Annotated in this window: 23 protein-coding genes; 9 read left to right on the top strand and 14 right to left on the bottom strand. The window is 71.3% G+C overall.

From position 1 onward, the window contains the following. Positions 1–3 precede the first annotated feature (3 nt). The gene (gene nadA / locus SFY69_08175) at positions 4–1,269 is read left to right on the top strand and encodes a quinolinate synthase NadA (protein MDX2132013.1); all 1,266 of its coding nucleotides are present in this window, start codon (positions 4–6) and stop codon (positions 1,267–1,269) included. Between the two features lie 14 nt (positions 1,270–1,283). Here nadA and SFY69_08170 read toward each other — a convergent pair whose 3' ends face one another. Both SFY69_08170 and SFY69_08165 read right to left on the bottom strand, forming a co-directional pair. Continuing rightward, the gene (locus SFY69_08170; GenBank protein ID MDX2132012.1) at positions 1,284–1,634 is read right to left on the bottom strand and encodes an HU family DNA-binding protein; all 351 of its coding nucleotides are present in this window, start codon (positions 1,632–1,634) and stop codon (positions 1,284–1,286) included. 208 nt (positions 1,635–1,842) lie between these two features. Continuing rightward, a complete protein-coding gene (locus SFY69_08165) occupies positions 1,843–2,763 on the bottom strand; it encodes a hypothetical protein (protein ID MDX2132011.1) in 921 nt (306 codons plus the stop codon). A gap of 84 nt (positions 2,764–2,847) precedes the next feature. On the opposite strand from SFY69_08165, the gene SFY69_08160 reads away from it, so the two are divergent. The 5 genes from SFY69_08160 (at position 2,848) to SFY69_08140 (ending at position 8,154) form a co-directional block, all read left to right on the top strand. Continuing rightward, a complete protein-coding gene (locus tag SFY69_08160; GenBank protein ID MDX2132010.1) occupies positions 2,848–3,555 on the top strand; it encodes a hypothetical protein in 708 nt (235 codons plus the stop codon). A gap of 97 nt (positions 3,556–3,652) precedes the next feature. After that, entirely contained in the window at positions 3,653–4,219 is a 567-nt protein-coding gene (locus SFY69_08155; GenBank protein ID MDX2132009.1) for a helix-turn-helix domain-containing protein, read from the top strand. A 60-nt stretch (positions 4,220–4,279) separates the two neighbouring features. Further along, a complete protein-coding gene (locus SFY69_08150) occupies positions 4,280–5,386 on the top strand; it encodes a GAF domain-containing protein (protein ID MDX2132008.1) in 1,107 nt (368 codons plus the stop codon). Positions 5,387–5,405: 19 nt separating this feature from the next. Then, complete coding sequence (locus tag SFY69_08145; protein MDX2132007.1) at positions 5,406–6,893, top strand: excinuclease ABC subunit UvrC; 1,488 nt, start codon at positions 5,406–5,408, stop codon at positions 6,891–6,893. Between the two features lie 49 nt (positions 6,894–6,942). Then, entirely contained in the window at positions 6,943–8,154 is a 1,212-nt protein-coding gene (locus SFY69_08140; protein ID MDX2132006.1) for an amidohydrolase, read from the top strand. Between the two features lie 3 nt (positions 8,155–8,157). Here the strand turns inward: SFY69_08140 and SFY69_08135 are convergent, their stop codons facing one another. From SFY69_08135 to miaA, 4 genes are all read right to left on the bottom strand, one after another. After that, positions 8,158–8,721 (bottom strand): hypothetical protein, encoded by a 564-nt coding sequence (locus SFY69_08135; protein ID MDX2132005.1) that lies wholly within the window; start codon positions 8,719–8,721, stop codon positions 8,158–8,160. Between the two features lie 43 nt (positions 8,722–8,764). Next, positions 8,765–9,190: a hypothetical protein gene (locus tag SFY69_08130; protein ID MDX2132004.1), complete on the bottom strand. Its 426-nt coding sequence runs from the start codon at positions 9,188–9,190 to the stop codon at positions 8,765–8,767. Positions 9,191–9,242: 52 nt separating this feature from the next. Beyond that, a complete protein-coding gene (locus tag SFY69_08125) occupies positions 9,243–12,155 on the bottom strand; it encodes a DNA topoisomerase (GenBank protein MDX2132003.1) in 2,913 nt (970 codons plus the stop codon). A 149-nt stretch (positions 12,156–12,304) separates the two neighbouring features. After that, positions 12,305–13,273 (bottom strand): tRNA (adenosine(37)-N6)-dimethylallyltransferase MiaA, encoded by a 969-nt coding sequence (gene miaA / locus SFY69_08120; GenBank protein MDX2132002.1) that lies wholly within the window; start codon positions 13,271–13,273, stop codon positions 12,305–12,307. 36 nt (positions 13,274–13,309) lie between these two features. Here miaA and SFY69_08115 point away from each other — a divergent pair, with 36 nt between their 5' ends. Continuing rightward, positions 13,310–15,118 (top strand): GTPase, encoded by a 1,809-nt coding sequence (locus tag SFY69_08115; protein MDX2132001.1) that lies wholly within the window; start codon positions 13,310–13,312, stop codon positions 15,116–15,118. A 4-nt stretch (positions 15,119–15,122) separates the two neighbouring features. On the opposite strand, the gene SFY69_08110 is transcribed toward SFY69_08115, so the two are convergent. From SFY69_08110 to SFY69_08100, 3 genes are all read right to left on the bottom strand, one after another. Continuing rightward, positions 15,123–16,556, bottom strand: a complete 1,434-nt coding sequence (locus tag SFY69_08110) for an HD domain-containing phosphohydrolase (protein MDX2132000.1) — start codon at positions 16,554–16,556, stop codon at positions 15,123–15,125. Between the two features lie 121 nt (positions 16,557–16,677). Further along, complete coding sequence (locus SFY69_08105; protein ID MDX2131999.1) at positions 16,678–17,856, bottom strand: ABC transporter substrate-binding protein; 1,179 nt, start codon at positions 17,854–17,856, stop codon at positions 16,678–16,680. A 92-nt stretch (positions 17,857–17,948) separates the two neighbouring features. Beyond that, positions 17,949–19,733 (bottom strand): hypothetical protein, encoded by a 1,785-nt coding sequence (locus SFY69_08100; GenBank protein MDX2131998.1) that lies wholly within the window; start codon positions 19,731–19,733, stop codon positions 17,949–17,951. 132 nt (positions 19,734–19,865) lie between these two features. Here SFY69_08100 and SFY69_08095 point away from each other — a divergent pair, with 132 nt between their 5' ends. Continuing rightward, positions 19,866–21,269, top strand: a complete 1,404-nt coding sequence (locus tag SFY69_08095) for an O-antigen ligase family protein (GenBank protein MDX2131997.1) — start codon at positions 19,866–19,868, stop codon at positions 21,267–21,269. A gap of 27 nt (positions 21,270–21,296) precedes the next feature. Here SFY69_08095 and SFY69_08090 read toward each other — a convergent pair whose 3' ends face one another. The 3 genes from SFY69_08090 to SFY69_08080 are packed head-to-tail and all read right to left on the bottom strand — an operon-like array spanning position 21,297 to position 22,408. Continuing rightward, entirely contained in the window at positions 21,297–21,599 is a 303-nt protein-coding gene (locus SFY69_08090; protein MDX2131996.1) for an FmdB family transcriptional regulator, read from the bottom strand. A gap of 50 nt (positions 21,600–21,649) precedes the next feature. Further along, a complete protein-coding gene (locus SFY69_08085) occupies positions 21,650–21,976 on the bottom strand; it encodes a hypothetical protein (protein ID MDX2131995.1) in 327 nt (108 codons plus the stop codon). 18 nt (positions 21,977–21,994) lie between these two features. Next, entirely contained in the window at positions 21,995–22,408 is a 414-nt protein-coding gene (locus SFY69_08080; GenBank protein ID MDX2131994.1) for a response regulator, read from the bottom strand. A gap of 218 nt (positions 22,409–22,626) precedes the next feature. Here SFY69_08080 and SFY69_08075 point away from each other — a divergent pair, with 218 nt between their 5' ends. Beyond that, complete coding sequence (locus SFY69_08075; protein MDX2131993.1) at positions 22,627–23,733, top strand: hypothetical protein; 1,107 nt, start codon at positions 22,627–22,629, stop codon at positions 23,731–23,733. Between the two features lie 172 nt (positions 23,734–23,905). Here SFY69_08075 and SFY69_08070 read toward each other — a convergent pair whose 3' ends face one another. Together SFY69_08070 and SFY69_08065 are read right to left on the bottom strand one after the other, a co-directional pair. Beyond that, a complete protein-coding gene (locus SFY69_08070; GenBank protein ID MDX2131992.1) occupies positions 23,906–25,027 on the bottom strand; it encodes a lysophospholipid acyltransferase family protein in 1,122 nt (373 codons plus the stop codon). A 19-nt stretch (positions 25,028–25,046) separates the two neighbouring features. Next, on the bottom strand, positions 25,047–26,441 hold the full coding sequence (locus tag SFY69_08065) for a hypothetical protein (protein ID MDX2131991.1): 1,395 nt from the start codon (positions 26,439–26,441) through the stop codon (positions 25,047–25,049). Positions 26,442–26,711: the final 270 nt, after the last annotated feature.

The raw sequence follows: 26,711 nt of genomic DNA, 5'->3' as shown, positions 1-26,711 counted from the left end.
GCCATGCTCTGGCAGCCGTCGCTCCCCGAGGCGTACCGGCGGCTTGCGCCCGATGACCTGGCGCGTGCCATCGATGCACGCCGCGCAGAACTCGGCTCGCGACTGGTCGTCCTCGGGCACCACTACCAGACCGACGAGGTCGTGCGCCACGCCGACCACACCGGCGACTCGCTGAAACTCTCGCAGATCGCCGCGGGCCTCGCGACGCAGCGCCCGCCCGACGACGCGCTCGAGTTCGTCGTCTTCTGCGGCGTGCACTTCATGGCCGAGTCCGCCGACATGCTCACGCCCGACCGCGTGCGCGTCATCCTCCCCGATCTCTCCGCCGGCTGCTCGATGGCCGACATGGCCCAGTACGACGACACCGTGCAGGCCTGGGACGCGATGCACGCGTCGCTCCGCGAGGGCGGCTGGGGCGGACGCATCATCCCCGTGACGTACGTCAACTCGTCCGCGGCGATCAAGGCCTTCGTCGGCGAGCGGGGCGGCGCCTGCTGCACCTCGAGCAACGCCCGCGAGGTGCTGCGATGGGCGTTGGCCGGGGGCGAACGCGTTGCGTCGCCCGGCGAGGACATCAGGGTGCTCTTCCTGCCCGATCAGCACCTGGGGCGCAACACCGCCGCCAAGGAGGGCATCGACGTCGCCCGCAACAGCGCCGTCTACGACCCGCGCCTGGCGCGCCGGGGCGACGAACTGGGCGGCATGACGGCGACCGCGCTCGCCGACGCGCGCATCATCCTCTGGGCCGGCCATTGCTCGGTGCACAAGCTCTTCCGCCCCGAGCACTGCGCGCAGGTGCGCGAGCGCGACCGCGCCGAGGGCACGAGCACCACGATCCTCGTCCACCCCGAGTGCGCGAAAGAGGTCGTCGACCTGGCCGACCTCGACGGCAGCACCGAGTTCATCATCCGCACGATCCGCGACGCCCCCGCCGGCTCACGCTGGGCGGTGGGCACCGAGGTGCACCTGGTCTCGCGCCTCGCGCGCGAGGCGGCCCCCCGGGGCGTCGACGTCCGCATCCTGTCCGATTGCCAGTGCCTCTGCACCACGATGTACCGCATCGACGAGCCCCACCTGCTCTGGGTGCTCGACAACCTCGTCGGATCGTTCGAGGGGCGGGGCGGGGGCAAGGAAGGGCGGCCCCGCGTCGTGAACGAGATCCGCGTGCCCCCCGCGGTGCGCGACCTCGCGCTCCGCGCCCTCGACCGCATGCTGGCGCTCTCGCCCCGAACGCCCGGCACCGCCCTGCGGATGGCCCAGGCCGACTAGAACGCCGGCGCCCCTTACTGGCTGTTCGCCGGCACCTTGACGGGCACCTTCACCTCGGCGATGGTCGCCGACGGCGGGGGGGTCAGCTCGACGCTCTCGCGCATGAGGCGTCCGACCTTGAAGCGCACCGCCCGCTTGGCGGGGACGTCGACCTTCTGCAGGGTCTTGGGGTTCTGGGCCAGGCGCGCGGCGCGCGTCTTGACCTCGAACACGCCGAAATCGCGGAACTCCAGGCGGTTGCCCCGCTTCAGCTCCACGATGATCAGATCGAGGAACTCCTGCAGGGTGCGCTTCACATCCGCGCGCGGCAGGCGCGTCCGCTCGGAGATGCGTTCCACCAGGTCCTTCTTGGTGATCGTCGGCATGGGAGATCCTGCTGGCTGACTGACCCGCTCGAGGCGTTGGAACGTCGGATGAACAAGTTCACATGCGGTGGAGACGCGGAAGGCTGCAAGCGACGGTAGAGCCCGCGAGTCCGTGCGGATCGCCCCGGCCTTTGGCCGCGCCGGGGCAGGGGGCAAGTATCACGCGCCCGACTCTCAAGGTCAATGCCTATCGAAGTTTGAAGCGCGCTCAGAACTCCAGAACCAGACCGGCGTACAGCCCCTGCAGGGACCCGTCGTACTCATATGCTTCCACGCCGTCGCCGGACGACACACCCACGAACATCGCCCTATAGCCTATCTGGACGCCCACGTTGCGGTGGGGCTGCCACGACCCGCCCACGAAGATGTCCACCCCGTACGAACTGGTGTCCCCCAGCGGGAGATACCCCACGTCGATCTTCGCGTCCAGCGTGAACTGCTCCAGGAACAGCGCCGAGACCTTCACGCCCACCAGCGGGTGCGCCGTCGTCTCCTCGGCGCTCGCGACGTTCGACGCCGGCGGCGCGAACGCCACGTCCAGGTTCGCGACCTCCCAGTCCGTCTGAAACACCCGCACGCCCGCCAGCACATCCACCCGCCAGCGCAGGGCGTACCCGTCGCGGCCCGAGAGCGGCGACCGCACGCCCTTGGCGATGGTGTACATCGCCTCGATCTCGAGATCCAGTACGTCGACCGACGACGTGATGCGGTCGCCGTCCGCGATCGGCAGGTCGCCGATCCGCCCGGCGCGCCCGCTGGCCTGCTGATCGTTGGAGAAAGCGAACCCGCGCAGCCCGATCCCCCAGTCGCCCTTGCGCAGCGTGATCTCGCCCAGGGGCTGCACGAGCGACGTGTCGTCCAGGTCCAGGTCCGCCAGGTCCGTCGTGTCGTTGCTCGGCGCGCCCGCCGCGCGAGGCAACTGCACGTCGCCCGCGATGCCCACGAACCACACGCTCGGCTCGAACCGCACCGTCCACGCCGCCTCGTCCCGCCATGTCGGCGGCGTTTCGCGCGCCGGCGACGCCTCCGCCGGCGCCACGCCCGGCTCCAGCACCTGCGCCACCGCCACGGGGCACAGCAGCCCCGCGGCACACCACGCGATCAACCTTCCAGCATCCTGCATGTTCATGCGGTCTCTCCGGACAAGCGGGCAGGGAGCGTACCGCGCCCCCGCGCGGCACGCGAGCCCGCTCCCCCCACCTAGCCTTCCCGCGTGCCCCTGCCCCGCGGCGTGATCCTCGGCATCGAGATCAGCAACCCCTCCGCGCGCACTCAGCACGCCCCGTGGGCGCCCGGTGTCGCCCTCGCCCGCGTCGCCGACGCCGTTCCGGTCCTGCTGGCCTTCGAGCCCCTGGCCGGCCAAAGTCCTCACGACGATGACCTGCTCCCCGCCGTCGCACGCCTCTGTCGGGCGGGCGACGTTCGACCCGCCGACCTCGCCGGCGTCGCGGTTTCGGTCGGGCCCGGCGGGTTCACGGCCCTGCGCATCAGCGTCGCGGCCGGCGCCATGATCGCCGAGGCCACCGGCGCGCGGTGCTTCGCCGTGCCCACCGCCCACGTCGTCGCCCGGCGCGCCGCCCAGAGCGCGCCCTTCGCCGTCGCGCTCGCCTCCAAGGGCGACTCCGCCTGGATCCAGGTCTTCGAGCGGGCCGACCGTCCCCGGGCGCCGGGCGGAATCTGCACGCCCGACGCCCTCGCGTCGCTGGGCGTCGCCCGCCTCGTCGCCGATCACTACCTGCCCGACGCGATGCGCACGCGGGCGGCGTCGCTGGGCATCGTCATCGAGCCCCCCGCGTTCGACGCCCTCGCGTGCATCGAGGCCGCCGCCGACCTGGAACCCACCGACCCGGCCCAACTGCGCCCCCTGTACCCCCGAGAACCCGAGGCGGTGACGAAGTGGCGCGAGCGTCACGAGGGCTGAGGGGCGGATAACCCGCGGGCGGGATCCCCCTGTGAAGTTGGGCAGAGTCGAGGTCGATAGACCGGCAGACTGGCGGCTTGCCGCCGGGGGGCCGCGCGTGGACCAGACGGGACGACAAGCCAACGGGCGCGAGGGGACGCACGATCCCAAGCGCGTGTTCTCCACGGGCGAAGCCGCGGCGATCTGCAAGGTCAGCCAGCAGACCATCATCCGGTGCTTCGACGCGGGGCGGATCGGGGGCTTTCGGGTGCCCGGGAGCAAGTTCCGGCGCATCCCGCGCGAGGAGTTGCTCCGCTTCATGCGAGCGAACAACATCCCGGCGGACCTGCTCGAGGCGCACTCGCCCGTGGGGCGTGTGCTGTTCGTGAGCGAGGCCGGCCCCGTCGCCGATGCGTGGGCGAGCGCGATGGGCGAGGGCGTGCACTGGCGCATCGCGCGCGACGCCTTCGAGGCCGGTCGCGAGGTCGAACGATTCCGCCCCCACGTGCTGGTGCTCGCCGGCGCCGTGCCCGGGCTGACCGAACGCACCCTGCGCGAGCGGGTGCAGGGCGAGGTCGCCCCCGGCGCCGTGCTGGCCCTCGAGCCGGGCCTGGGCACGCAGGACGCGTGCGCCGCGATCCGCCGCGCGCTCGAGGATGCCTCGGGCGGCCCCACGCGCTCCTGAGATTTCCGTCCGGTCGCGCTGAACACCGGACGGTGCCGGGCCGATGCTCGCAGCGTCCACATGGCACGACGCACCACCCCACCCCCCGCCCCCGCACAAACGCTCAAGGACGCGAGCGTGCTGGTGGTGTCGGCAAAGCGTGCGCGGCGCGAAGATCTCGCCCGGTCGCTGGGCGCCTGGGCGGGGCACGTCGAATCCTGCGACGCCGAGCACGCCCCCCAGCACGCGTCCCGCGCCGATCTCGTGCTGCTGGACCTCCCCGGATCCATCGACCTCTGGCTGCGGCTCGAGCACGCCCGCCCCGGCCTCGCCGGCGTCATCGTCCGTGAATCGCCCGACGCGGCGTTCCTCACCCGGGCGCTCCGCGCGGGCGTCGGCGACGTCCTCGACGCCGCCGCAGGGCCCGACACCATCGCGCACAGCCTGGCCGGCGCCTGGGCACGCGTCCAGCGCAGCCAGCGGGGCGTGGTGCGCGAGCGCCGACGCGTCCGCCGCCTGCTGGCCCTCGCGGCCCACCTCCGCGGGTCGCGCCGCGAACTCGCCCAGCAGATGAGCGACCTGTGCGCCCAGATGGCCGGCTCGTACCGCGACCTCTCCGATCAGATGCGCACCGTCTCGATGTGCAGCGAACTCTCCGCCATCCTCCGCCAGGAACTCGACGTCGAGAGCCTGCTGCGCACGACCCTGGAATACACCCTGCGCCGCATCGGCTCCACCAACGCCGCCATCTTCCTGCCCAACTCGCTCGGCGACTACACCCTCGGCGCGTACGTGAACTACGACTGCCCGAAGGACGCGTCCGAGTCGATGTTCGCCGACATGGCCGAGGTCGTCGCCCCCGCGTTCGAATCCGGCGAGGCCCCCGTCGTGCTCCGCACCCCCGCCGAGATCACCGGGGCCCTGGGACGCGAGTCCCCCTGCCTGCAGGACCGCTCGATGGTCGCCATCCCCTGCCGCGCACAGGGCGAGTGCGTCGGCGTGGCGCTCTTCTTCCGCGACCGCCGGACGCCCTTCGCCGACGCCCACGTCCGCACGCTCGGGCTCATCGGCTCGCTCTTCGCCGAGCAGATGGCCCGCGTCGTCCGCACGCACAACCGCCACCTGCCCAAGAGCCAGTGGGACGGCCCGGGCGAGGCCGGCCCCGACGACTTCGATCTTCGCGCCTAGCCCGTTCGTACCCTCCCCTGTGAGCGCCCCCGACGAGTTCCCCGACAACGCCCCGCCCGGCGAGGACGCCGACGCGCTCGATGCCGAAGCGCTCGACCCCGACGGGCCGGACGACGCCGATCTGTCCGATCCCGCCGGCGAGGCGCCGCCTCTTGTCGCTCCCGCGGGCCCGCGCGACGCGCGCCTCGTCCGCCTGCTGGGCGTAGCGCGGGCGCTCCCGCGCGAGCCGGGCGTGTACCTGATGAAAGACGCCGCCGGCACGGTGGTGTACGTGGGCAAGGCGCTGGTGCTGGCCGAACGCGTGTCGTCGTACTTCGTGCCCAGCGCCGACCTGGGCTACCAGAAGAACCGCCTGCTGGACGTCGTCGAGGCCGTCGACGTCATCCCGTGCGAGAGCGAGTGGGAGGCCCTGCTCACCGAGAACCGGCTGATCAAGGACCTGAAGCCCCGGTTCAACGTGCGCCTGACCGACGACAAGACGTTCCCGTACCTCGCGATCACGATGCGCGAGGACTTCCCCCGCGTGTTCGTGACGCGCGCCCCGTCGAGCCCGGACCTCAAGGGCGCCCGCATCTTCGGGCCCTTCACGAACGCCGGCGCGCTGCGCGAGGCGATCTCGATCCTGCAGAAGGTCTTCAAGTTCCGCACGTGCCACCTCGACATCGACGCGGGCGACCCCAAGAACGCGCGCTTCCGCCCGTGCCTGCTCTACGCGATCAACCAGTGCACCGCGCCGTGCGCCGACAAAGTCACCCGCGACCTCTACCGCGCGGACATCGACCGGTTCCTGCGGTTCCTCGCGGGCAAGCGCAGCGTGATGCTGCGCGAGCTGCGGGCCGAGATGGAGCAGGCCGCCGCCGTCCTGCGCTTCGAGCAGGCCGCCGCCATCCGCGACCAGATCCGCGCCATCGAGAAGCTCGACGAGCGCGCCACCCGGGGCGATCAGTGGCAGCCCGAGGCCGAGGCGCTCGTGCTCGAGCCCGGCAAGGCGCTCAAGAGCCTCCAGAAGACGCTCGAGCTCGACGAGCCCATCCGCTGCATCGAGGGGATCGACATCGCGCACCTCAAGGGGGGCGAGACCGTCGCGAGCAAGGTCTCGTTCATCGACGGGCGTCCGTTCAAGAGCGAGTACCGGCGGTACAAGATCCGCACCGTCGAGGGCGGCAACGACGACTACGCGAGCATCCGCGAGGCCGTCTCGCGCCGCTACCGCGACGCGGGCGAGGGCCAGGAACTCTTCCCCGACGTCATCGTCATCGACGGCGGGCTCGGCCAGCTCCACGCCGCCCTCGAGGTCTTCGACCTCCTCCGCGCCAAGCCCCCCATGGTCATCAGCCTCGCGAAGAAGGAAGAACTCATCTTCGTCCAGCGCCGGGCGGCCCCCATCCGCCTCCCGCGCACCAACCCGGGCCTGCGCCTCGTCCAGGCCGTCCGCGACGAAGCCCACCGCTTCGCCCAGCACTACCACCACGTCCTCCGCCGCAAGAAGACGCTGGAAGAGGACTGAGCAGGCCGCGAGACGCCGGGTCCGCCCGTCCGCCCCCTACCCTCCGGTGATGTCCACGACGACCGCCCCGGACCCGTCCCCGCTCATCGACGCCGACCTCCCGCGCCTGCGCGAACTGCGCCGCGATCTGCACCAGCACCCCGAGCTCTCGATGCACGAGCGCCGCACCAGCGAGGTCGTGCAGCGCGAGCTCCGCGCCTGCGGCATCGAGATCAAAGCCGGGCTGGGTGGCGGCACGGGCGTGCTGGGATACCTGCCCCCCACGCGTGGCGACGGCGCGACGACCATCGCGCTCCGCGCCGACATGGACGCGCTGCCCATCGAGGAGCGCACGGGCAAGCCCTACGCCAGCCGCACGCCGGGCGTCATGCACGCCTGCGGGCACGACGGGCACACCACGATCCTGCTGGGCGTCGCGAAGGTGCTCTCGCGCCTGCCCGTGCGCGAGCGGGGCGTGACGTTCGTCTTCCAGCCCGCCGAAGAAGACGGCGGCGGGGCCGAGAAGATGTGCCGCGAGGGCGTCCTCGCCGGCGCCGCCGGGGGCGGGCTGGGCACGCCCGTCACGCGGATGTACGGCCTGCACGCCTGGCCCACCGTCCAGGTCGGCAAGGCCGCCACCCGCGTCGGCCCGCTCATGGCCTCCACCGACGACTTCGTCGTCACCGTCAAGGGCCGCCAGTGCCACGGCGCATACCCGCACTTCGGCGCCGACCCGATCGTCGCCGCGGCCCACATCATCACGGCGTTGCAGACCGTCGCGTCGCGCAACGTCGCGCCCATCGACAGCACCGTCGTCACCGTCGGGCAGATTAACGCCGGCACCGCGAACAACATCATCCCCGAGACCTGCACCCTCGTCGGCACCGTCCGCGCCCTCCGCGCCGACACCCGACGCCTCGCGAAGGAGCGCTTCTTCGCCATCGTCGAGGGCGCGGCCCGGGCGCTGGGCTGCGAGGCCCGCATCGAGTGGAACGAGGGCTACCCCGTCACCGAGAACGAGCCCGACGCCACCGAACGCTTCTTCACCATCGCGCGCGACGTGCTCGGGGGCGACCGCGTCGAGAAGGTCGAGCACGCCACCATGGGGGGCGAGGACTTCGCGTACTACGGCAAGCACGTCCCCGCGTGCTTCTTCTTCCTGGGCCTGCGCCCCAGCAACGCCACGACCTACCCCACGCTCCACCAGGCCGACTTCGACTTCAACGACGACGCCCTGCCCATCGGCATCGAACTCATGTGCAACCTCGCGCTGCGGGGCTAGCCGTCACTTGTGGGGCGTAAAGGGCGTGCCGTCCGGCAGCACGATCGCGTCGATGATCGCCCGGTACTCGGCCTCGGTCTGGACCGAGATCACGCTGCCGTCGGCGTACCCCACCATCCACGGCGGGCCCGGGATCGTGGGGTTCTCATACAGCAGCACCGTCTGCGGCGGAGACTCGATGCGCGACATGTTCCCCAGCGGAACGTAGAAATAACTCGGCCCGCTCGCCGGCGGGCGGGGCGACGTGAACATCTCCCCCGTGACCCCGTACGGCGCGAGGACCGAGGGCAGGTCGACGCCCAGCGGCGGGAGCGTGTCGCCGTTGTCGACCGCGTACGTCACCAGGCCCTGCTGGATCATGCGCATCTGCGCCATGCTCTGCATGGAGAGCGCCGCGTCGCGCGCCTTGCTGATCGCGGGCATCAGCACCAGCGCCGAGATCCCCCCGCACACCACCAGCAGCAGAACCACCACGCCGGCGATGATGGCGATGATGGCGCCCGCGCCCATGCCCTTCTTGGGCGCCGGGGGCTGGTACGCGGGCTGGCCGGCGTTCATGTGCGACATCGCGGTTCCTCCCTGGCTCGCACAGTCTATGGGAAGCCCGCGTTCAGGGTTTCGCGCTCCCGGCCGGGCGCTCCGCCAGGCGCATGCACCACAGCGGACCCATCACAGCGACCTTGCCGATCTTGGCTCGCCGCCAGAGCCATCGTCCGCGGCCACCCTTGAAGTCGATCGCATCCCACGGGATGCTCATGGGCCCGCAGCCGATAAGGCGGAGCAACGCCGAGGGCCGAAGGTGCAGGCAGTGCTCGTCCACGACGACATGAACGCAGAACCCCATGTTGAACAAGTCGAAGGAGAAGCTCTGAAAGTTCCGTGAGACGCTGGGCTCCACGACATCTCGGGGCGGGTACGCCTGCTGCAGCGGGCCCCAGGTGTACGCGCGGAACGAATGCAGCAAGACCCAGACGATGAGCGCATCGACCGCGAGAAGGATCGCGACGATGAGAATGATCTGCTGAGATTGCGGCATGGGTCCTCCTGCGTGCCCATTCTCACGATCTCAATCTCTCGGAGCACGTGTCCTACACGCCCAGCTCGTCCGCGACCGACTCGAGCGTCTCGGGCCCGTCGTCCTGCTGCCCCACAGGCCGCGCCGTCGCCAGCGCCTTGCCCGACGCGTCCGTCAGCGCCGCCCCCGACATCGTGCGGATGATCGGCACCGGGTGCGACCGCTCGTGGGCCGCCAGCGCCTTCTCCAGCCCCGCGCGCGTCGCCTCGGGCAGTTCCGCCCACTTCCCGCGTCCGCGGCACTTGGGGAACCGCGAGCACCCGAGCCAGGGCCCGCGCACCCCGCCCCGCAGGCTCAGCGGCGCCTTGCACGTCGGGCAGGCCAGGTCCGTCTGGTACGCGGGCGGGCTCTTCGCCACCACGCGCCCTTTCTTGTCCAGGTTCAGGATCCCGTCGCACGGGTTCGCTTTGTCGGCGTAGCGCGAGCACCCCAGGAACGCCCCGAACCGCCCGACGCGCTTCGTCATCGCCGAGCCGCAGATCGGGCACGCCACGTCCACCGTCTCCGCCGCCGGGCGGGGCTTCCCGTCGCGATCCACCGGGCTCGCGTAGTTGCACGCGGGGTACGTCGAGCACGACAGGAACCGCCCGTTCTTCCCGAACCGGTACACCAGCCCCGACCCGCACTGCGGGCACTTGTACTCGTCCGGCGCCGGCACGGTCTCGGCCTTCGCGTGCACCAGCGTCTTCTCGGCGTCGCGGAGCTGGTCCTGGAACGGCGCGTAGAACCGGTGCAGCATCTGGATCCAGTCCAGGTGCTCGTCCTCCACCAGGTCCAGGTCCTTCTCCATCTCGCGCGTGTACCCGACGTCCATGATCGACGGGATCGCCTCGATCAGCTTGTCCGTCACCACCTCGCCCAGGTCGCTCGCGAAGAACCGCCCCGACTCCTTCTCCACGTACTTGCGGTCCTGAATGGTCTGGATGATCGACGCGTACGTCGACGGACGCCCGATCCCCTCGGCCTCCAGCGTCTTGACCAGGCTCGCCTCCGAGTACCGCGCCGGGGGCGCGCTGAACCGCTGCTCGGGCTCGAGCGCCACCGGCGACAACGCCGCCCCTTCGCGCAGCGCGGGCATCGTCTGCTCGTCCGCCGACTGCGGCACGCCCGCGACGCGGTAGTACCCGTCGAACACCAGCGCCCGCCCGCCCGCGCGGAACGTGCAGGGCCGGGCCGGATCCACCCCGCCCACGATCAGCACGCTCGTCGCGTCCCACTGCGCGCTCGTCATCTGCGACGCCACGAACCGCTCCCACACCAGCGTGTACAGACGCAACTGGTCGGGCGTCAGCGCCCCGCGCACCCGGCTCGGCGAAAGGTCCAGCGACGTCGGGCGGATCGCCTCGTGCGCCTCCTGCGCCCCCTTGTTCGACGACTTGTAGAAGTTCGGCGTCTCGGGCAGGTACCGCCCGCCGAACTGGCGCGAGATGTACCCCCGCACGCTCTCGATCGCCTCCGCCGAGATGTGCGTCGAGTCCGTTCGCATGTACGTGATGAGCCCCACCGGGCCCTCGCCCGGCACGTCCACACCCTCGTACAACTGCTGCGCCGTCCGCATCGTCCGCTGCGCCCCAAAGCCCAGGCGGCTCGACGCCGCCTGCTGCAGCGTGCTCGTGATGAACGGCGCGGGCGGGCGGCTCGTCGTCCGGCGCGTCTCGATGCTCGTCACCCGGTACGTCGCCTTCGCGTCCACCACCCCGACCACCTCGCGCCGGTACCGAGCCGGCCCGCGCCCCGACGCGTCCTCGCGCACCCGGCGCGTGATGTCCGTCAGCCCCGCCAGGCGCGCCGCCTCCGCCACGCGCGGCGTGACGTCGTGCGCCTCCGCCGTGTTGAACGCCGCCGCCGCACGCTCGTGGCGCGTCCGGATGCCCTCGGGCGTCAGGTCCGTCGCCGGCCCAAGCAGGTCATCGGCCCGGATCGAGCAGTCGAACTTCTCGCCCGCGACCTCGATCAACTCCGCGCGGAACGACGCGTGCTCGCCCATCCACGCCGCCCGCGCCTTCTGCGTCGGCTCGGCCCCCTTGGCGTCGCGCTCCGACGCGAACGCCCGCCACGCCTCGCGCAGCCCCGGCGCCGCCGCCAGGTCCGGCGTGAACACGCCCTCGATGCCCCAGATCTCGTCGGGCACGAACACCCGGATCTCGCGCTCGCGCTCCACCACCAGCCGCACCGCCACCGACTGCACCCGCCCCGCCGACAGCCCCCGCGCCACCTTCTTCCACAGCAGCGGCGACACCTGGTACCCCACGATCCGGTCCAAAATCCGACGCGCCTGCTGCGCGTTCACCCGGTCCTCGTCGATCGGGTGCGGCCTCGAGAACGCCCGCTCGATCTCCGCCTTCGTGATCGCCGCGAACACCACCCGCTTCGCGTCCGACGACGCGATCCCCAGCTCCTGCGCCAGGTGCCACGCGATCGCCTCGCCCTCGCGGTCCAAGTCCGTCGCGAACCACACGTCCCGCCCCGACGACAGCGTTTCCTTCGCCGCCCGCTTCAGGTCCGCGATCACCCGCTCCTTCCCCTCCGACACCTCGTAGTGCGGGCGAAAGTCGTGCTCCAGATCTACCCCGGGCACCGGCGCCTTCACCCCTTTCGGGTTGCGGCTTGGCAGGTCGCGCACATGACCCACCGACGCCAGCACCAGGTAGTCGCGTCCCAGGTACTTATTGATCGTCTTCGCCTTCGACGGCGATTCCACGATCACCAGGTGCCGGTCCTTGGCCGCCCCGGGGCGATACGCCGTCGTCGCCTGCCGCCGCGCCCGCCCGCCCCGCCCCCGTGCGCCCCCCGCCGCCGGACGCCCGGCCGCGGCTCCCCCCTCGGACGCACTGCCGTCTTCGCCCGCGTCAATCGCGGGCGCAGCGTCGCCCGCCGGCTTCGCGGCACGCTTCGGTCGGGACTTTCGAACCGGTTTCTTCCCCATGCTCGTGGAACTCGAACCCCAACAGTACCCTTTCATCGGCCCGAAGGTTCGTTCTCGCTACCAAAGGTCCGGGAACGGCGACAGTCAAGTTCATTCGGAAAACGTTCGGGTTTGCCGCCCCGCGCCCCCGGCGGCGGCCTCCGCGCCGCCTATCCGACGCCTTCGATGCGCGACAGCACCGCGTCGCTCCAGTCCTGCGGCACAAAAGTCCCCGCGTCGATCCGAATCGCCCGCGCATCCACGCTCAGCCGACGCAGCCACGTCCGCTGGCTCTTCGCGAACCGACGCGTGTCGATCTTGATCCGTTCCACCGCCTCGTCCAACGGCCGCGTCCCCTCGAACACCGGGATCAACTGCTTGTACCCCAGCGCTTCGCGCGCTTGCGGGCCCAGGCGGCCCGCCTCCCAAAGCCCCCGGGCCTCCGCCGCCAGCCCCTGCTCCATCATCGCCCGCACGCGCGCGTTGATCCGCCGGTTGATCGCGTCCACCGGCCAGTCGAGCACCACCAGGCGCATCCCCGGCGCCCCGGGCTCACCGCGCGATTCGGGCCCGCCGTCCCACTGCGTCTGGTGCTCGCTGATCGGCCGCCCCGTCAGACGGAACACCTCCAGCGCCCGCACCGTCCGGCGTTCGTCGTTGGGATGAATCCGCGCCGCCGCCGCCGGATCAACCCGCTCCAACTCCGCCCGGCGTGCCCCCGCGTCCATCGCGTACAGCGCGGCACGCAGGCCCTCGTCCGCGCCCGGCCCTTCGAACAGCCCGTCCAGCAACGCCTTCACGTACAGGTGCGTCCCCCCGACGACCAGGGGCCAGTGTCCGCGCCCGCGGATCTCCGTGATCGCCTGCTGCGCCCGCGTCAGCCAGTCGTGCAGCGTGAACCGCTCGGTCGGCTCCGCCACGTCGATCAGGTGGTGGGGCACGCGCGCCCGCTCCTCGGGCGTCGGCTTCGCCGTGCCGATGTCCAGGCCCCGGTACACCTGGAACGCGTCCGCCGCCACGATCTCCACGCGTGCCGCGCCGACGCGCGCGGCGAGGTCGAGCGACAGCGCGGACTTGCCGCCCGCCGTCGGTCCCGCGATGACCAGGGTGGGGGGCGTGGGGGGCGTGGGGGGCGTCACGGGGTAGGGTCCGCGGCTTCCCTACGGTTGTCCAGCATGCCCATCCCGCGGATCGCTATCGTCGGACGACCGAACGTCGGCAAATCGTCGCTCATGAACATGATCGCGGGGGCCAAGGTCTCCATTGTCGACCCCACCGCCGGCACCACGCGCGACCGCGTGACGGCCATCGTCGACATGGACCCGCCCGTCAAGGGCGGGGAGTCCAAGGTCGCCGAGTTCGTCGATACCGGGGGCTTCGGCGTGTACGTCGCCGACGGTGCCCGCTTCGACGAGGTCGGCAACGACCTCGCCATGCTTACCGACGACATCGAGAGCCAGATCGCCAACGCGATCGAGAACGCCGACCTCGTGCTGTTCTGCGTCGACGCGCAGGCGGGTGTCACGCCCGCCGATCAGGAGATTGCCCGCCTGCTGCGCGAGCGGCGCCTGGGCTCCAAGCCCGCGCGGGGGAAGGCCCGCCGGGCGACGCGCCGCAAGGACGCCGCCGCCGAGCCCGCCGACGGCGCACCGCCCACGGACGCCAAGCGCGCCAAAGGCGTGAAGGGCATCGCGGGCATCAAGGCGGCGCACACCGAGGCGCCGGGCGGCTCATCGCGCGACGGCCCGCCGATCCGCATCGTCGCGACCAAGGTCGACGGGCCCAAGTGGGAGGCCCACGCCGCCGAGATCGCCGAGCTCGGCTTCGGCGAGCCGCTGATCGTGTCGTCGAAGAACAACTACTTCCGGCGCGAGTTCATGAACGAGGTGTGGTCGCTCACGCCGCGCGCCACGCCCGAGGAAAGCCGCCGGTCCGCCGCCGACCTGCTGGTCGCGGTCATCGGCAAGCGCAACGCCGGCAAGAGCACGCTGGTGAACACGCTCGCGGGCGAGCCCCGGATGATCGCCTCGGAGATCCCCGGCACGACCCGCGACGCGGTGGACGTGCGCCTGGAGTACGGCGATCGCGTCGTCGTGATGATCGACACCGCGGGCCTGCGCCGCAAGCGCAGCTTCCAGAACCAGATCGAGTGGTACGCGCTCGACCGCCTGCAGCGCGCGGTCGACCGCAGCGACGTCGTGCTGCTGCTCGTCGACGCCACCGAGAAGATCAGCCAGGTCGACGAGCACCTCGCCCAGATGGTGCAGAAGGCGTTCAAGCCCTGCGTGCTCGTGGTGAACAAGTGGGACGCCGTCCAGGGCCGCGTCGGGGCGCACGGGCGCGTCGTCACGCCCGCGGCCTACGAGAAGTACCTCCGGCGCGAGCTCAACGGCCTGGCGCACGCCCCGGTCTCGTTCATGTCGGGCGAGTCTGGGCTCAACGTCCGCGCGACGCTCGATCTCGCCTTCGACCTGCGCGAGCAGTCGCGGGCGCGCGTCACCACGGGCAAGCTCAACCGCCTCGTGCGCTCCATCCTCGACACGCGCGGGCCCAGCGACGTGCGCGGGCGCTTCGCCAAGGTCTACTACGTCGCCCAGACCGGCGTCGAGCCCCCGACCATCACCATGGTCGTCAACCACCCGGACCTCTTCCGCCCCGGCTACCTCCGGTTCCTCATGAACCGCTTCCGCGAGGAACTCCCCTTCGGCGAGGTCCCCGTCCGCATCGTCGTGCGCAAACGCCGCCAGCGCGAGGACGATCTCGTCGCGGCCGACGAGGGCGGCGACGGCGCCACCATCCGCGTCTCGCGCGGACGCAAGGGCGTCCGGCAGCGCGTCGAGGGCAAGCGCGTCGGCGCCGTCAGCAAGCCCGGCACGCCCGACGAGCTCGGCGAAGAACTGCTCTCCGACGAACTCAGCGAGGTCGTCGACGTCGACCAGTTCGCCGAAGACCCCGACGAGTACTTCGACGACGACGACGAATAGCGCGCTACGCCGCCAGGCGCCCGCGCGCCGCTTCCGCCAGTTCCACCGCCGTCACCAGCGACGGACGCTCCGCTTCGCCCCCGCGCGGGGCCATCTCGGCCCGGATGCGGTCGAACTCGGCGTGGATCCGGTCGAAGGCGTCCACCACGCGCGGGTCCAGGTGCGTGCCGCGGCTCGCGACGATGACGTCCCGCGCCTTGGCGTGCGGCATCGCCGGCTTGTACACCCGCTTGCTCGTGAGCGCGTCGTACACGTCCGCCAGCGCCACCACCCGGGCGGCCAGCGGGATCTGCTCGCCCTCCAGGCGGTACGGGTACCCCGTGCCGTCCCAGCGCTCGTGGTGCGAGAGGGTGATCTGGATGCCCATGTCGAGCAGGTCGTCCTGGCCGACACGCTTGCGGATCGCCACCAGCGTGTCCGCGCCGATGAGCGGGTGCAGCTCCATCAGGCGCCGTTCCTCGGGCGTGAGCGCGCCGGGCTTGAGCAGGATGGAATCGGCGATGCCGACCTTGCCGATGTCGTGCATCGACGCCGCCAGCCGCAGCAGATCGATCCACCCGCGCGTGATCTCCGAGAACTCGTCGCGCAACGCGCGGGCCAGCGTCTCGCTGTAGCGGCAGATGCGGTCGAGGTGGCTGCCCGTGTCGGTGTCCCGATAGTCCGCGAGCTTCGCCAGCCCGAAGATCAGCCCGTTGCGGATGTCCAGCCCCCGGCGCACCCGCCGCTCGAGTTCCTCTTCCAGGCTGCGGTTCGCGCGCATCAGGATGCTGTCGTATCGGCGCACCAGCAGCGCCGACCCCAGCACCGTCAGCACCAGCGCGCCCGCGCCCGCCACGGCGGTCCACAAGAGCACCTCGCTCGAGAGGCTCGCCGCCGCCGCCCCCGCCGCGTCGGCGGGCATCAGCACCACGACCTTCGCCTGCGCCGCGTCGGTGTACACCACGCCCACCAGCGCGCGCCCGCCCAGGAACTCCACCTCGCCCGACAGCGGCACGTGCGGGCGCAGCTGCCCCAGTTCCATCTGCTCGCCCCCCGGCACGAGCGTCACCCGCTGCTCCCGATAATCCACCCGACGCAGCCCCGGGTTGGCCTCCAGCGCCGGGTGGCACAGCAGCGACCCGTACCGGTCCAGCACCAGCAGCGTCCCGCCGGGTGGTTGCGACGCACGCACCATCTCCTGCGCGCGCTGCCACGCCTCGTTCCCGTGACGCACCGGCCCGTCCACGCCCCGCTCGAGCTGCGCCGCGAATGCCGCCGCCCGACGCCCCGCGTCCTCGATCGTCCGCTCGCGCACCTTGCTCGTGAGCCCCGCCCGCGTCGCGTGCAGCGACGCCAGCCAGCCCGCGCCGATCACCACGCCCTGCAGCAGCACCGTCGCGGCGATGAGCCGCCGCCGGCTGCGAAGCGCGAAACGCCTGGTCTTGGGGGAAGCCGACACATTTCTACCATCGGCCCCGCACGCCCCCGCCTCGACCACCGCCCCGCCACGCCCCCGCTCCCCGCGGCGCACGCTGTTCACACCGCGCACGCGGCAACCGATAACGACGCCCCGCGGGGTGCTACGGCAGCGGGAACACCCCGGCGATCAGCCGGTCCGCCGCCGCCAGGTGCGCCCCCGCCTGCTCCGACGTCACCGGCGCCGCATCCGGGATCGGTGCCACCCCCGCGTCCTTCGCCAGCGACTCGCGGATCGGCACGTTCCGCGAATCGCTCGCGGCCAGCGCCCGCTCCACCTCCGCCGACAGCAGGAAATCCGCCAGCCGGCGCGCCGTGTTCGGATGGGGCCCGCCCCGCACCAGCGCCACCGTGTTCGGGATCACCACCGCCCCCGCGCTCGGCAGCCCCTCGACCTTCGCCCGGGGCTTGTCGGGCGACTCGAACACCATCCCCACGGGCCACTGCTGGCGCCGGGCGGCGTGCACGTCGTCGGTGTCCGTCAGGCCCACGTCGATCTCGCCCAGGAAGATCGCGCGCACCACCGACGAGTTCCCGTCGTACACGCGCACCCCGTTGTCGCGCAGCGCCAGCAGCCATTCGCGCACCGGGTCCTCGCCGTGCATCGCGATCAACGCCGCGATCTGCGTGCGCGTCGTGCCGAACTGCGGACGGGCGATGCCCACCCGCCCGCTCCAGCGGGCGTCCGTGAGGTCGCGCAGGCGCGTCGGGGCGTCGGCCGCCTGCACGCGCGTCTCGTTGAACGCGATGACCCGCGCCCGCAGCGCGAACCCGTACCAGGTGCGGTCCGTCGCGCGGTGCGCCGCGGGCCACGCCGCCCCCAGCGTCGCCTCCTGCTTGCTCGCGAAGGGCTCCAGCACGCCCGCCTTCGCCAGCGCGATCGTGCCCAGCGCCTCGTTCGACCACCACACGTCCGCCCGGGGAGACTCGCGCTCCGCCAGCAGACGCTCCACCAGGCCGGTCGTCTTCGTCGCCTCCGTGTCGCCCACGACCTTCACCGTGAGCCCGCTCTGGCGCTCGAACGACTCGAGGATCGGCGGCAGCAGGAACGCGTCGGTGCTCGTGTACAGCACCACCTCCCCGCCCCCGCCCACGTCGTCGGAGGTCACCCCGCCCCGCGCGCCGAGCACCAGGTAGGCGGAGAGCGCGACGCACACCGCCGCGAACGCCAGCGACGAAACCGCCACGCCGATGCGCGTCGACCGCGGGAGCGCCATCCACGCGTCCCACCACGCGCGGAGTTTCCAGCGCACTTCTTCCCGGATGCGTGCGGTGCGTCCCATGTGATCGCGAGAATACACGCCCGTCGAGCGTGGCGAGGCCCCGGTGGTCCCGCCCCCGCACGCGCCGCCCGGGCCCCGTCGCGCCGCCGAGGCTAGTTGGGCGTCGCCGGCGCGGGCCGCGTGCCGGTGTCCTTCTTCACCCGCTCCTGCAGGCGCCCGAAGTACGTCTTGACCGCGTCGTGATACTCACGCGGCACGGACTGGCTGTCGAGCGCCTCGGCCGCCTCGCTCGCGCTGGATTCCACCACGCGCTCGAACTCCGCGACCGACTCGCCCTTCACCTGCGCGCCGTACACGAGGCGCGAGCCGATGATCGGGCCCGCGGTCGTCTGCGTGTTCGCCTTCACCTTCTCGGTGGTGTAGTCGATCGGCGAGGACTCCGGGCTCGCGCCGTTGCCCCTGCCGGGCCCGCCCGAGCCTTGCCCCATCCGCTGGCTGTTGCCCTCGCGCCACGACCCGTTCTGGCCCGTGCCCGACTGGCCGTCGCCGGGCATGTCGCCCCCCATGCACTGCCCGGCCAGTTCGGCGAGCTGCTTCTTCGCCTCGTCCAGGGCCGCGTCCAGGTTCTCCATGTCCGACTGGATCATCTCCATCTCGGAGAGCTCGCCCGCGAGCTGCTCGAGCCCTTCCATGCCCTCCTGCTGCAGCCCCTCTTGGGTCATGCCCTCGGCCGCCTTGGACATCGCCTCGCTCATCGACTGGCACTGGGCCTGGGTCTGCATCGCCGCCTTCGCCATCTCCATCAACTGCTTCTTCTGCTCGTCGGAGAGGTTCTGCGCCTGCTCGAGCGCCTTCTTGAGGTCCTCGGGGTTCCCCGACGCCGCCTTCTGCGCCAGTTCCTGCGCGCTCTTCTTGTCGAGGCCCTGCTGCTCCAGCTTCTTGGCGAGCGCCTGCTGGTCCTTGCCCATCTTCTCGAGCTGCTTGGCCAGGTTCTCCATCTGCTTCTTGGCCTGCTCCTGCGCTTCCGGAGACATCGAGTTGTCGGCGAGCTGCTGCTCGAACTGCTTCAGCATGTCCTGGGCCTTGTTGAAGTCGCCCCGCGCCAGCATGCGCGAGAACTCGTCCAGCGGCCCCTCGCCCGGCTGGCGGAGCTGGCGCATCGCCTCGCGGATCGCCTCGGCCTGCGCCGCCTTCTCGCCCTCCTTCTCCTGCTCGAGCTTGTCAGTCAGCGCCGTCAGTTTCCGCACCGCCGCCCGCTGGATCGCCTCGGGATCGTCCATCTCGGGCTTCTGGTTCTCGGCGTTCACGTCCCCCGTCTCGTCGACGAACTGGACCTTCGCCTTCTCCAGCATCTTCTTGATCTCGGCCTCGCGCGTCTGGATCTCGGCCTTCACCGCCTCGACCCGCTCCACCCGGCGCACCTCCGCGACCTTCTTCTCCGTCACGCCCAGCACGTCCAGGTTCGGCACCGCGAACCAGATGATCGCCAGCGCCATCCCCGCGCCCAGCGGCGCCGGCCACAGGCGCGGCGCCTCGAACGGGATCGCCCGCGACACGTCCACGCCCTTCGCCGTGCGCTGCGCGCTCTCCACCACCGCGACGCTCCACGGATCGCGCTCGCGCTCCAGGTACATCGCCGTGCTCAACGCTTCCTTCAGGTCCGCCCGCTCGTCCAGCGTCTGCGCCACCGAGATCGCCCGCTGCCGACGAACCAGCGCCGCCACCACCGAGCCCGCCAGCACCGCGATCGGGCCCCACAGCGCGACCAGCGGCCACACCGGCGCGAACGCCGCCTTCAGCCCGAATGTCTGCTCCACCAGGCGCGCCACGATCACCAGCCCGATCGCCCCGGCCAGCGCCACCGCCAGCACGCGCCCGAAATCAATCAGCGCCAGCCGCACGCCCGCCTTGCGCACCACCTTCCGGACGTCGCTCATGGCCGAGCCTCCCGGGAAAACCCCCCGCCACCGGCAAGCGTAGCCAGCGCCGCCCCGCGCACGGGTGTTCCCTTCCTTCGGACGTTGTAGGGGGCTGGCGGGTTCGGGTTGCGGAACTTCGCTGTGACAGACATGATGCGCATGGTGTCGATCCTCTCCGCCATTCCTTCCCGCACCCTTTCAAAATCCGAACAAGCGATCGCTCCACAAGCCCGCCCCGCCCCGCTCCCCATCGCCCTGGGCGTCACGGGCCTGCCCGACGCCTCGGACATGCACCGCGCGTGGTGGTTCTGGGCCCTGCTCGCGCTCCGCCGCCTGGCCGCGCTGCTCGCCGCGGCCTGCGCCGCGGGCCCGATGGTCGCGGTCGAACTCGGGCCCATCCCGCTGGGCGTGCTGTACCTGGCGGCTCTTCCCTGGCGCTGGCGAGAGGCCGCCGCCATTCTGCGCGAGCCGCTCTTCTGGGCGATCTGGCTCTGGGCCGCGTGGATCACCCTCTCGTTCCTCTGGACGCCCGATCTCTCCAAGGGCGTGTGGGAACTCGGCACGTCGCGCTTCGCGTGGGTCGCGCTCGCGCTCTACACCGAACTGCGCAGCCGGCGTGCGCTGATCGTGGCGCTCATGGCCGGCTTTCTGCTCACGAACCTCTCGCAGGCCGCGCTGGCCATCGTCCGCGCCGCGGGCTGGCATGCGCTCGACTTCAACCCGCACTTCCCCGATCGCAACCCCGGCTGGTGGGTGCATCCGGCCGTCTGCGGCTACATGTTCGTCGCCGCCCTGGGGCTGCACCTGCCCGTGGCGCTGCGCGCCCGAAGCCTCGCGGCGTGGGGTGCGCGCCTCGCGCTGCTCCTCACCTGGGCGGGCATCTTCGCCACCGGCACGCGCGGCGCCATGATCTCGGGGCTGCTGCTCTGCGCGTTCGCGGGCGTCTTTGAGTTCTTCCGGCGCTGGCGCCTGGGCACGCGCCCACTCCGCGCCCGCCTCGCCGTCGGCGCGGGCATCACGCTCGCGCTCGCTTCCCTGGGCGCCACGCTCGCCGTCGCGTCCGAGCACCCGGGGCGGCGTATCCGCGAGGGCGTGGTCGAAGTCCGCCGCGTCATCGTCGAGCGCGACGTTTCCACCTTCACCGGCGCCCGCGTGCAGTTCGCCCTGTGGGCGTGGGAACTCTGGACGCAGCACCCCGTGCGGGGCGTCGGCGCGGGGGGCTACGAGCAGGCGGTGCGGTCGATGCTCGAGGCGCGCGCCGAAGCGCCCCGCACGCCCCACATCGCCCCGCAGGCGCACAACGGGCCGCTGCACGCCGCCGCCACGCTCGGGCTGGTCGGGCTCGCGCTCTTCGTCTCGATCGCGTTCATCGCGCTGCGCGCGTCGGTCCGCCTGGCGCACCTGCCCGGCGCGATCCCGCTCGACGCCTCGCCCGCATGGGCGCTCGTGGGCGTCGTGCTCATCCTGCCCTTCGACGTGCCGTACGTGAACTCTCCGCCCGCCGCCCTGCTCGCCGTGCTTTTCGCGCTCTCGCTCAGGGGCCCGGCGCGATAGCGGCCGCGGGCGATTCTCCGACGTGGGCTACTCGTCCCCGCCCAGGCTCTGCGGCCCGAACTTCCCCGCCACCCGCTCCATGTACCCCGCGCCCTTGCGCTCGTACTTCGTGAACCCCATGCGCTCCAGGTTCTTGTTCGACAGCGCCGCCTTCCCCTTGATGTCCGACCACTTCCCCGCGATCGCCGGCGCCACGATCGCGCGGCGGCACGGCACGCCCGTCTTGGGCTGCTTCGTCAGCGCCTTGTCCTTGATCGACTGCACGATCTCGAACGTTTCGCCCGTCGGCGTCCCGTCCTTGCCCAGCAGTTCGTACACGTACGTCGGCATGCCGCGATCGTAGCGAGCGGACCCGCCCGCTCCATCGCGCCCGCGGGCGCTCACACGCGCAGCACGCGCCCGGACTCCACGTCCATCATCCGCCAGCCCGTCAACTTGCACAGCTTCATCAGCACCGGGAACGCCGTCTCTTCGTCGTTCATCGTCGCGATGACCTGCGTCACCGGCTCCACGCTCGTGGGGATCTCCACCACCATCCCGGGGCCGTACAGCCGCTCGAGCCCCATCCCGCCCGGCGCGCTCCCGTCGCCCGACGTGTTGAACCCCGCCAGCGTGTCGCGCACCTCGCGCACCTTCCCCAGCGGCGGGGCATCGCCCGCGCCTTCCTTCCCCATCAGCACGATCTGTCGTGATTTCTTCCGCGCCACGAGAGGTTCCCGGCCGCGCTACTCCTCGTCGTCGGGCGTCGACGCGTCACGCGCGTCCATGATCTCCACCGCGGCGTCGAGCAGCTGCCCCAGCGGCACCGGCTTCTGAAGATAGCGGTCTACCCCCAGCGACGACGCGTACGCCTCGTGCCGTCGCCCCTCGTTCGCCGTCACCATGATCACCGCCGGCGCGTCCTCGTACCCCTTGATCTTCTCCAGCACCAGAAACCCCGACCGCCGCGGCAGCATCATGTCCAGCACCACCAGGTCCGGCACCTCGCCCTGGCAGATCCGCACCGCCTCGTTCCCGTCGGTCGCCACCTGCGTCAGCGCTCCCTCGGCCTGAAACGCCGCGTCCATCGACTCCAGCACGTCAGGATCGTCGTCCACGATCAGCACCTTCACGTCCGCCAATCGCCCGGTCTCGGTCATGGTCGATCCCCTTGCCGCGTCCTGCGTCCACACCGCCGCCGCGATGCAACGCCCCCGCGAGGTACCACACTCTACCACGCGGCCAATATTGAAGTTCCGTGTTAATCTCGTGAAGTCTGCAAACTATCGGGCCTCCTCCGTGGATTTTTCTTGGTTCCTCCAGGAGCTCCAAGTACCTTTGGAGGTGCCAGATGCGCCCGTGCGGAACAACCCGATTGGTGGCCGGCCTCGTCGCCTGCGTGGCCTCGTCCGCACGCGGGCAGTCGTTCCAGCTGGTGGGCCTGCCGCAGGGGTACACCGGGACGCTCAGCGCGGGTGTCTCTGCCGACGGGTCGGTCGTCGCGGGCTGGAGCACGAACTCGAACGGACGCGGGCCCGGATGGTCTTGGACCGCGGATGCAGGCCGCATCGATCTTACCGGTCCCGGGTTCCAACCCAACACCGGCGCACTCGGCATCAGCGGCGATGGTCGGTATCTCGTTGGGCGCAACGGCCCGTCGCCCTCCTCGCAACCCGCCACCGCGTACCGGTACGACCGCGAGACGGGGGTGCTGCACCAGTTGGGCGTGCTTGAGTCGTACACGCGCTCCGTCGCGAACGACGCGAGCTTCGATGGCTCGGTCGTCGTCGGCACGCTCGGCCGCGGCTCGACCATCGAGGGTGAGCAGGCGTTCCGCTGGACGCCCTCGGGCGGCATGCAGCCGCTGGGCTTCACGCGTCCCGGCGAGCACTTCATCAGCCAGGCCAACGCCGTCAGCGCGGATGGAAACACCGTCGTCGGCGAGAGTGCGGGCTTTGGGAGCGAGGCGTTCGTGTGGACATCCGAGTTGGGGATGCGAGCATTGCCACCTGTATCGATGCCAAACGCCGGGTCCTCCATCGCGTTCGGAATGAACGCCGATGCGAGCATCATCGTCGGGCTCGGCGGCACGTCCGGTCGACACCCGATTCGGTGGCAGGACGGCCTCGCGTCCAATCTCGGTCTGCCGACGGGATTTGTTCGCGGCTCCGCCCGCGCCACCAGCGATGACGGCTCGGTGATCGTGGGCCAGGTCGTCGGCGGCGCGAATGTGCAGGCCGCCATCTGGACGCCGCAGACCGGACCGATTGTGCTCAGCGAGTATCTTGGGGGAATAGGCGTGCAACTTCCGCCGGGCCTGACCCTGTACAACGCAACAGGTGTCTCCGCCGATGGCCTGACCATCGTCGGGTACACCACTGGTACCGTCGGTCAGGGTTTCGTCATCACAATCCCCGCGCCGACATCCCTGATCGTGTTCACACTTGTTCCCGCCTTTGTGTTCCGGCGGCGTTCCCGTTCATAGTTCATATCCGGAGACTCCCGATGCGATACGGCGGGTGGCATCAACCCCTGCACAGCTCGTGCCACTCACTTCCGTCCGGAAGTCAGTGTGCAGGGATCTCCCGCTGAAGCACGCACCGACATTTGCGTAGCGCGGACGTCAGTGGCACGGAATCATCGCCGAACTCTCGTTCCTACCGCTGCAATCTCGCCAAGTCCGCCCGATCCGCGTCGCTGCGATCAACGATTCCCCGCACCGCCTCCGGCGTCATCCACGGCAGGGCTTCCAGCTTCGCCCGCAGGTGCGCGGGGAACGGCTTCCCGCTCCGCTCGTGCAGCGGGCGGCTTCGCCACACGCGGTGCATCCAGAAGTACTGCTCGGGGGCGTTGCGCACCATGGTCTCGATGCCGCGCCGGTACCGGGCGGTGAGGTAGTACAGCGGGTCGGGCTGTCGCATGTAGTCGTCGGGCCCGAACGTGTCGACGATCTCGATGACGTAGCGCAGGCTGCCCTCGCCCCAGCGTTCGCGCGGGTCCGGGCCCGGGCACGTCTGCCACACGCCCGGGGGCGGGTCCTCGCCCTCGGGCAGGCGGCGCGAGGCCCCGCAGATGATCGTCGCCCCGGTCTGCAGCGCGAGCATGCCGATCGACTTGTACGTCGAGGTCAGGCGGCCGAAGAACGGCACGAACACCCCTCGGTCGCCCCCCGACTGGTCCGCCACCAGCCCGATCGGGAACCCCGCCCGCACCAGCGGCGGGAGTGCCTTGACCGCCCCGAACTTGCTCACCAGCGTCAGCCCGCGGCGCATGCGCGTCTCGCGCATCCAGCGGTCCAGCGGGCGCAGGTCCAGCGGGCGGTACACCGCGTGCATGGGAAAGCCCAGCATCGAGACGGCGTACCCCATGAGCTCCCAGTTGCCGCAGTGCCCGGTCACGAGGATGCACGGCCGCGTCGAGAGCATGTGCTCGAGCGCGCCGCCGATCTGCGTGAAGATCAGGTGTCGCGGGAACCCCTCGCTCGTGATGAGCCGGGGCGTATACATGAACTCGACGCCGAGCTGGAAGAGGTGCTGATAGGCGCCCACGGCCGTGCGCCGCACCTGCTCGTCGGACCACTCCGGGTACGCGTCCCGCAGGTTGCGCACCGCCCGCTGGAAGCGCGAGGGCTGCAGCCCCGGGTAGAGCGTGCCGAGCGATCGCGCGACGTGGCGAGCCGGGTCGAGGCCGATCACCAGCGGGCCGAACATCGCCGATCGGATGAGCGCCGCGGCCGGCCACTCGATCCACGGCGGGGCGTGTTTCTTGGTGCGGCCCACGCGGCGGGGCTCGCGGGCGCTACCGCGCCGCCTGCGAGGGCGAGGGGGTCTTGCCGACGAGGGTGTACAGGCGGTTCTCGTTCAGGATCGGCACGCTGGTCGCCTGCGCCTGACGCTCGAGGTCGCGGTAGCGCTGCACCTCGCGCTCGCGGCGCTGGAACTCGAGCACGACCTCCAGCGGGGCGTCGCTCGAGGGGCGCACCGGCGAGAGCGGGGCCGCACCCAGCACCAGGAAGTCGGCGTCGCCGGTGAGGTCGGTGATGACCTCCCCGCCCCACGCCGAGATCATCGCGGCGATGTCCGCACGCTCGAGCTCGGTCGCGAGCCCGTCGCGGTTCGCGTCGAAGTTGCCGAAGACGACGAACTTGTACTGCTTGTTGGGGTCGTACACGGCGTTGGCCACCACGTCGCCCTTCACCACCGGGTTCCCGCGCACCTCGCTGGTGATGCGCCCCGTCGAGGACGTCTCGCCGACGTTGATCACCTCGATCGTCGCCTTCCCGCGCGGGTAGTTGCCCTCGGCGTCCGGACGCAGCGCCTGGGGCGTGGCGTACACCGAGAACGTCATGCCCAGCACGACGTTGTTGCGGCGCCCGATCGACAGGAACACCTGGCGCGTGCCGGGCTCGACGCCGATGACCTCCGCGTCGACCAGCGCGTACTCATCGCCCGGGCGGACGACGCCCTGGTTGCGCTGCCCGCGCAGGGCCGCGAGCTGGTTCTCGAGGATCAGCTTCGACTCGGTGAGCTGCTGGATGGAGTCGGCGAGGCGCTTCTCCTCTTCCGCCGCCGCCTGCTTCACCTTGTCGAGCTCTTCGTCGACCTTCTTCTTGTACTCGTCGGTGCCCGCGCGGTAGGCCTCGATCTCGTCGCGGTACTGCGTCACCTGCGCCGTGAGCGCGTTCACCGTGTCGCGGTGGCTCTTCTCGATCGTTGCAACGCGGGCGACCTCGGCCTGCTGGTTGGCGATCGCCGCCCGCCGGGCTTCGTCGGCCTGGGCGAGCTGGCTCTGCAGCGTGTCGACCTGCCCGCGCTGCGCGTCCAGGAGCGTCAGCAGCGAGGACGACTCGGCCCCGGGCACGCCGGTCAGCTTGTTCGCCAGGTCCGAGGGCCGATCGCGACGCGAGCCCGTCACGCGGGCCATGATCGCCTCCTGGCTCTCGACCAGGTAGCCCACCAGGCTCTTGTTGCCGGCGCGCTTGGCTTCTTCCACCAGGTTTCGCACGTCGTCGCGGTTGCGCTCGTCGGGGCGGACGACGTCCGCCTGGTCCTGCTGGAGCTGCTGCACCTTCTGCAGGGCGCTGCTGTGCTTGCCGTAGAACACGACGAACGCCACGAAGAAGCCCAGGGACGCCAGCCCCAGAACTACCAAGGTCGCGACGAGTCCGAACGATCCGCTGGTCCTGGATGCCATGATCCGTGCTCCGATTCCGTGGTCGCGCCCCGCCCCGGTCGTCGCGCGAGCAGACGCGCATCTCCCGGAAAGGGGCCAGCATAGGCCGTCCGCACGAGAGCCCGTACGGGTTCCCGCCGTCCGCCGCGCCCGCCGGAACGCCGTCCGCCCGGGGTCGCGTAGTGTGCCCGAATCCCGCTCCGGCGTCAACCCGGCGCGCCAGGCCGCCGTTCCCGCGCCCGGCCCGCCCCGCCCCACCCGGGCGTTCTCCTGCCCGCACGCGGTATGCTC

Source organism: Planctomycetota bacterium (assembly GCA_033763975.1).
Lineage (GTDB): Bacteria > Planctomycetota > Phycisphaerae > Phycisphaerales > UBA1924 > RI-211.
Note: the sequence above shows the minus strand (reverse complement) of the source record. Positions and strands in the feature narration are given on the sequence as shown.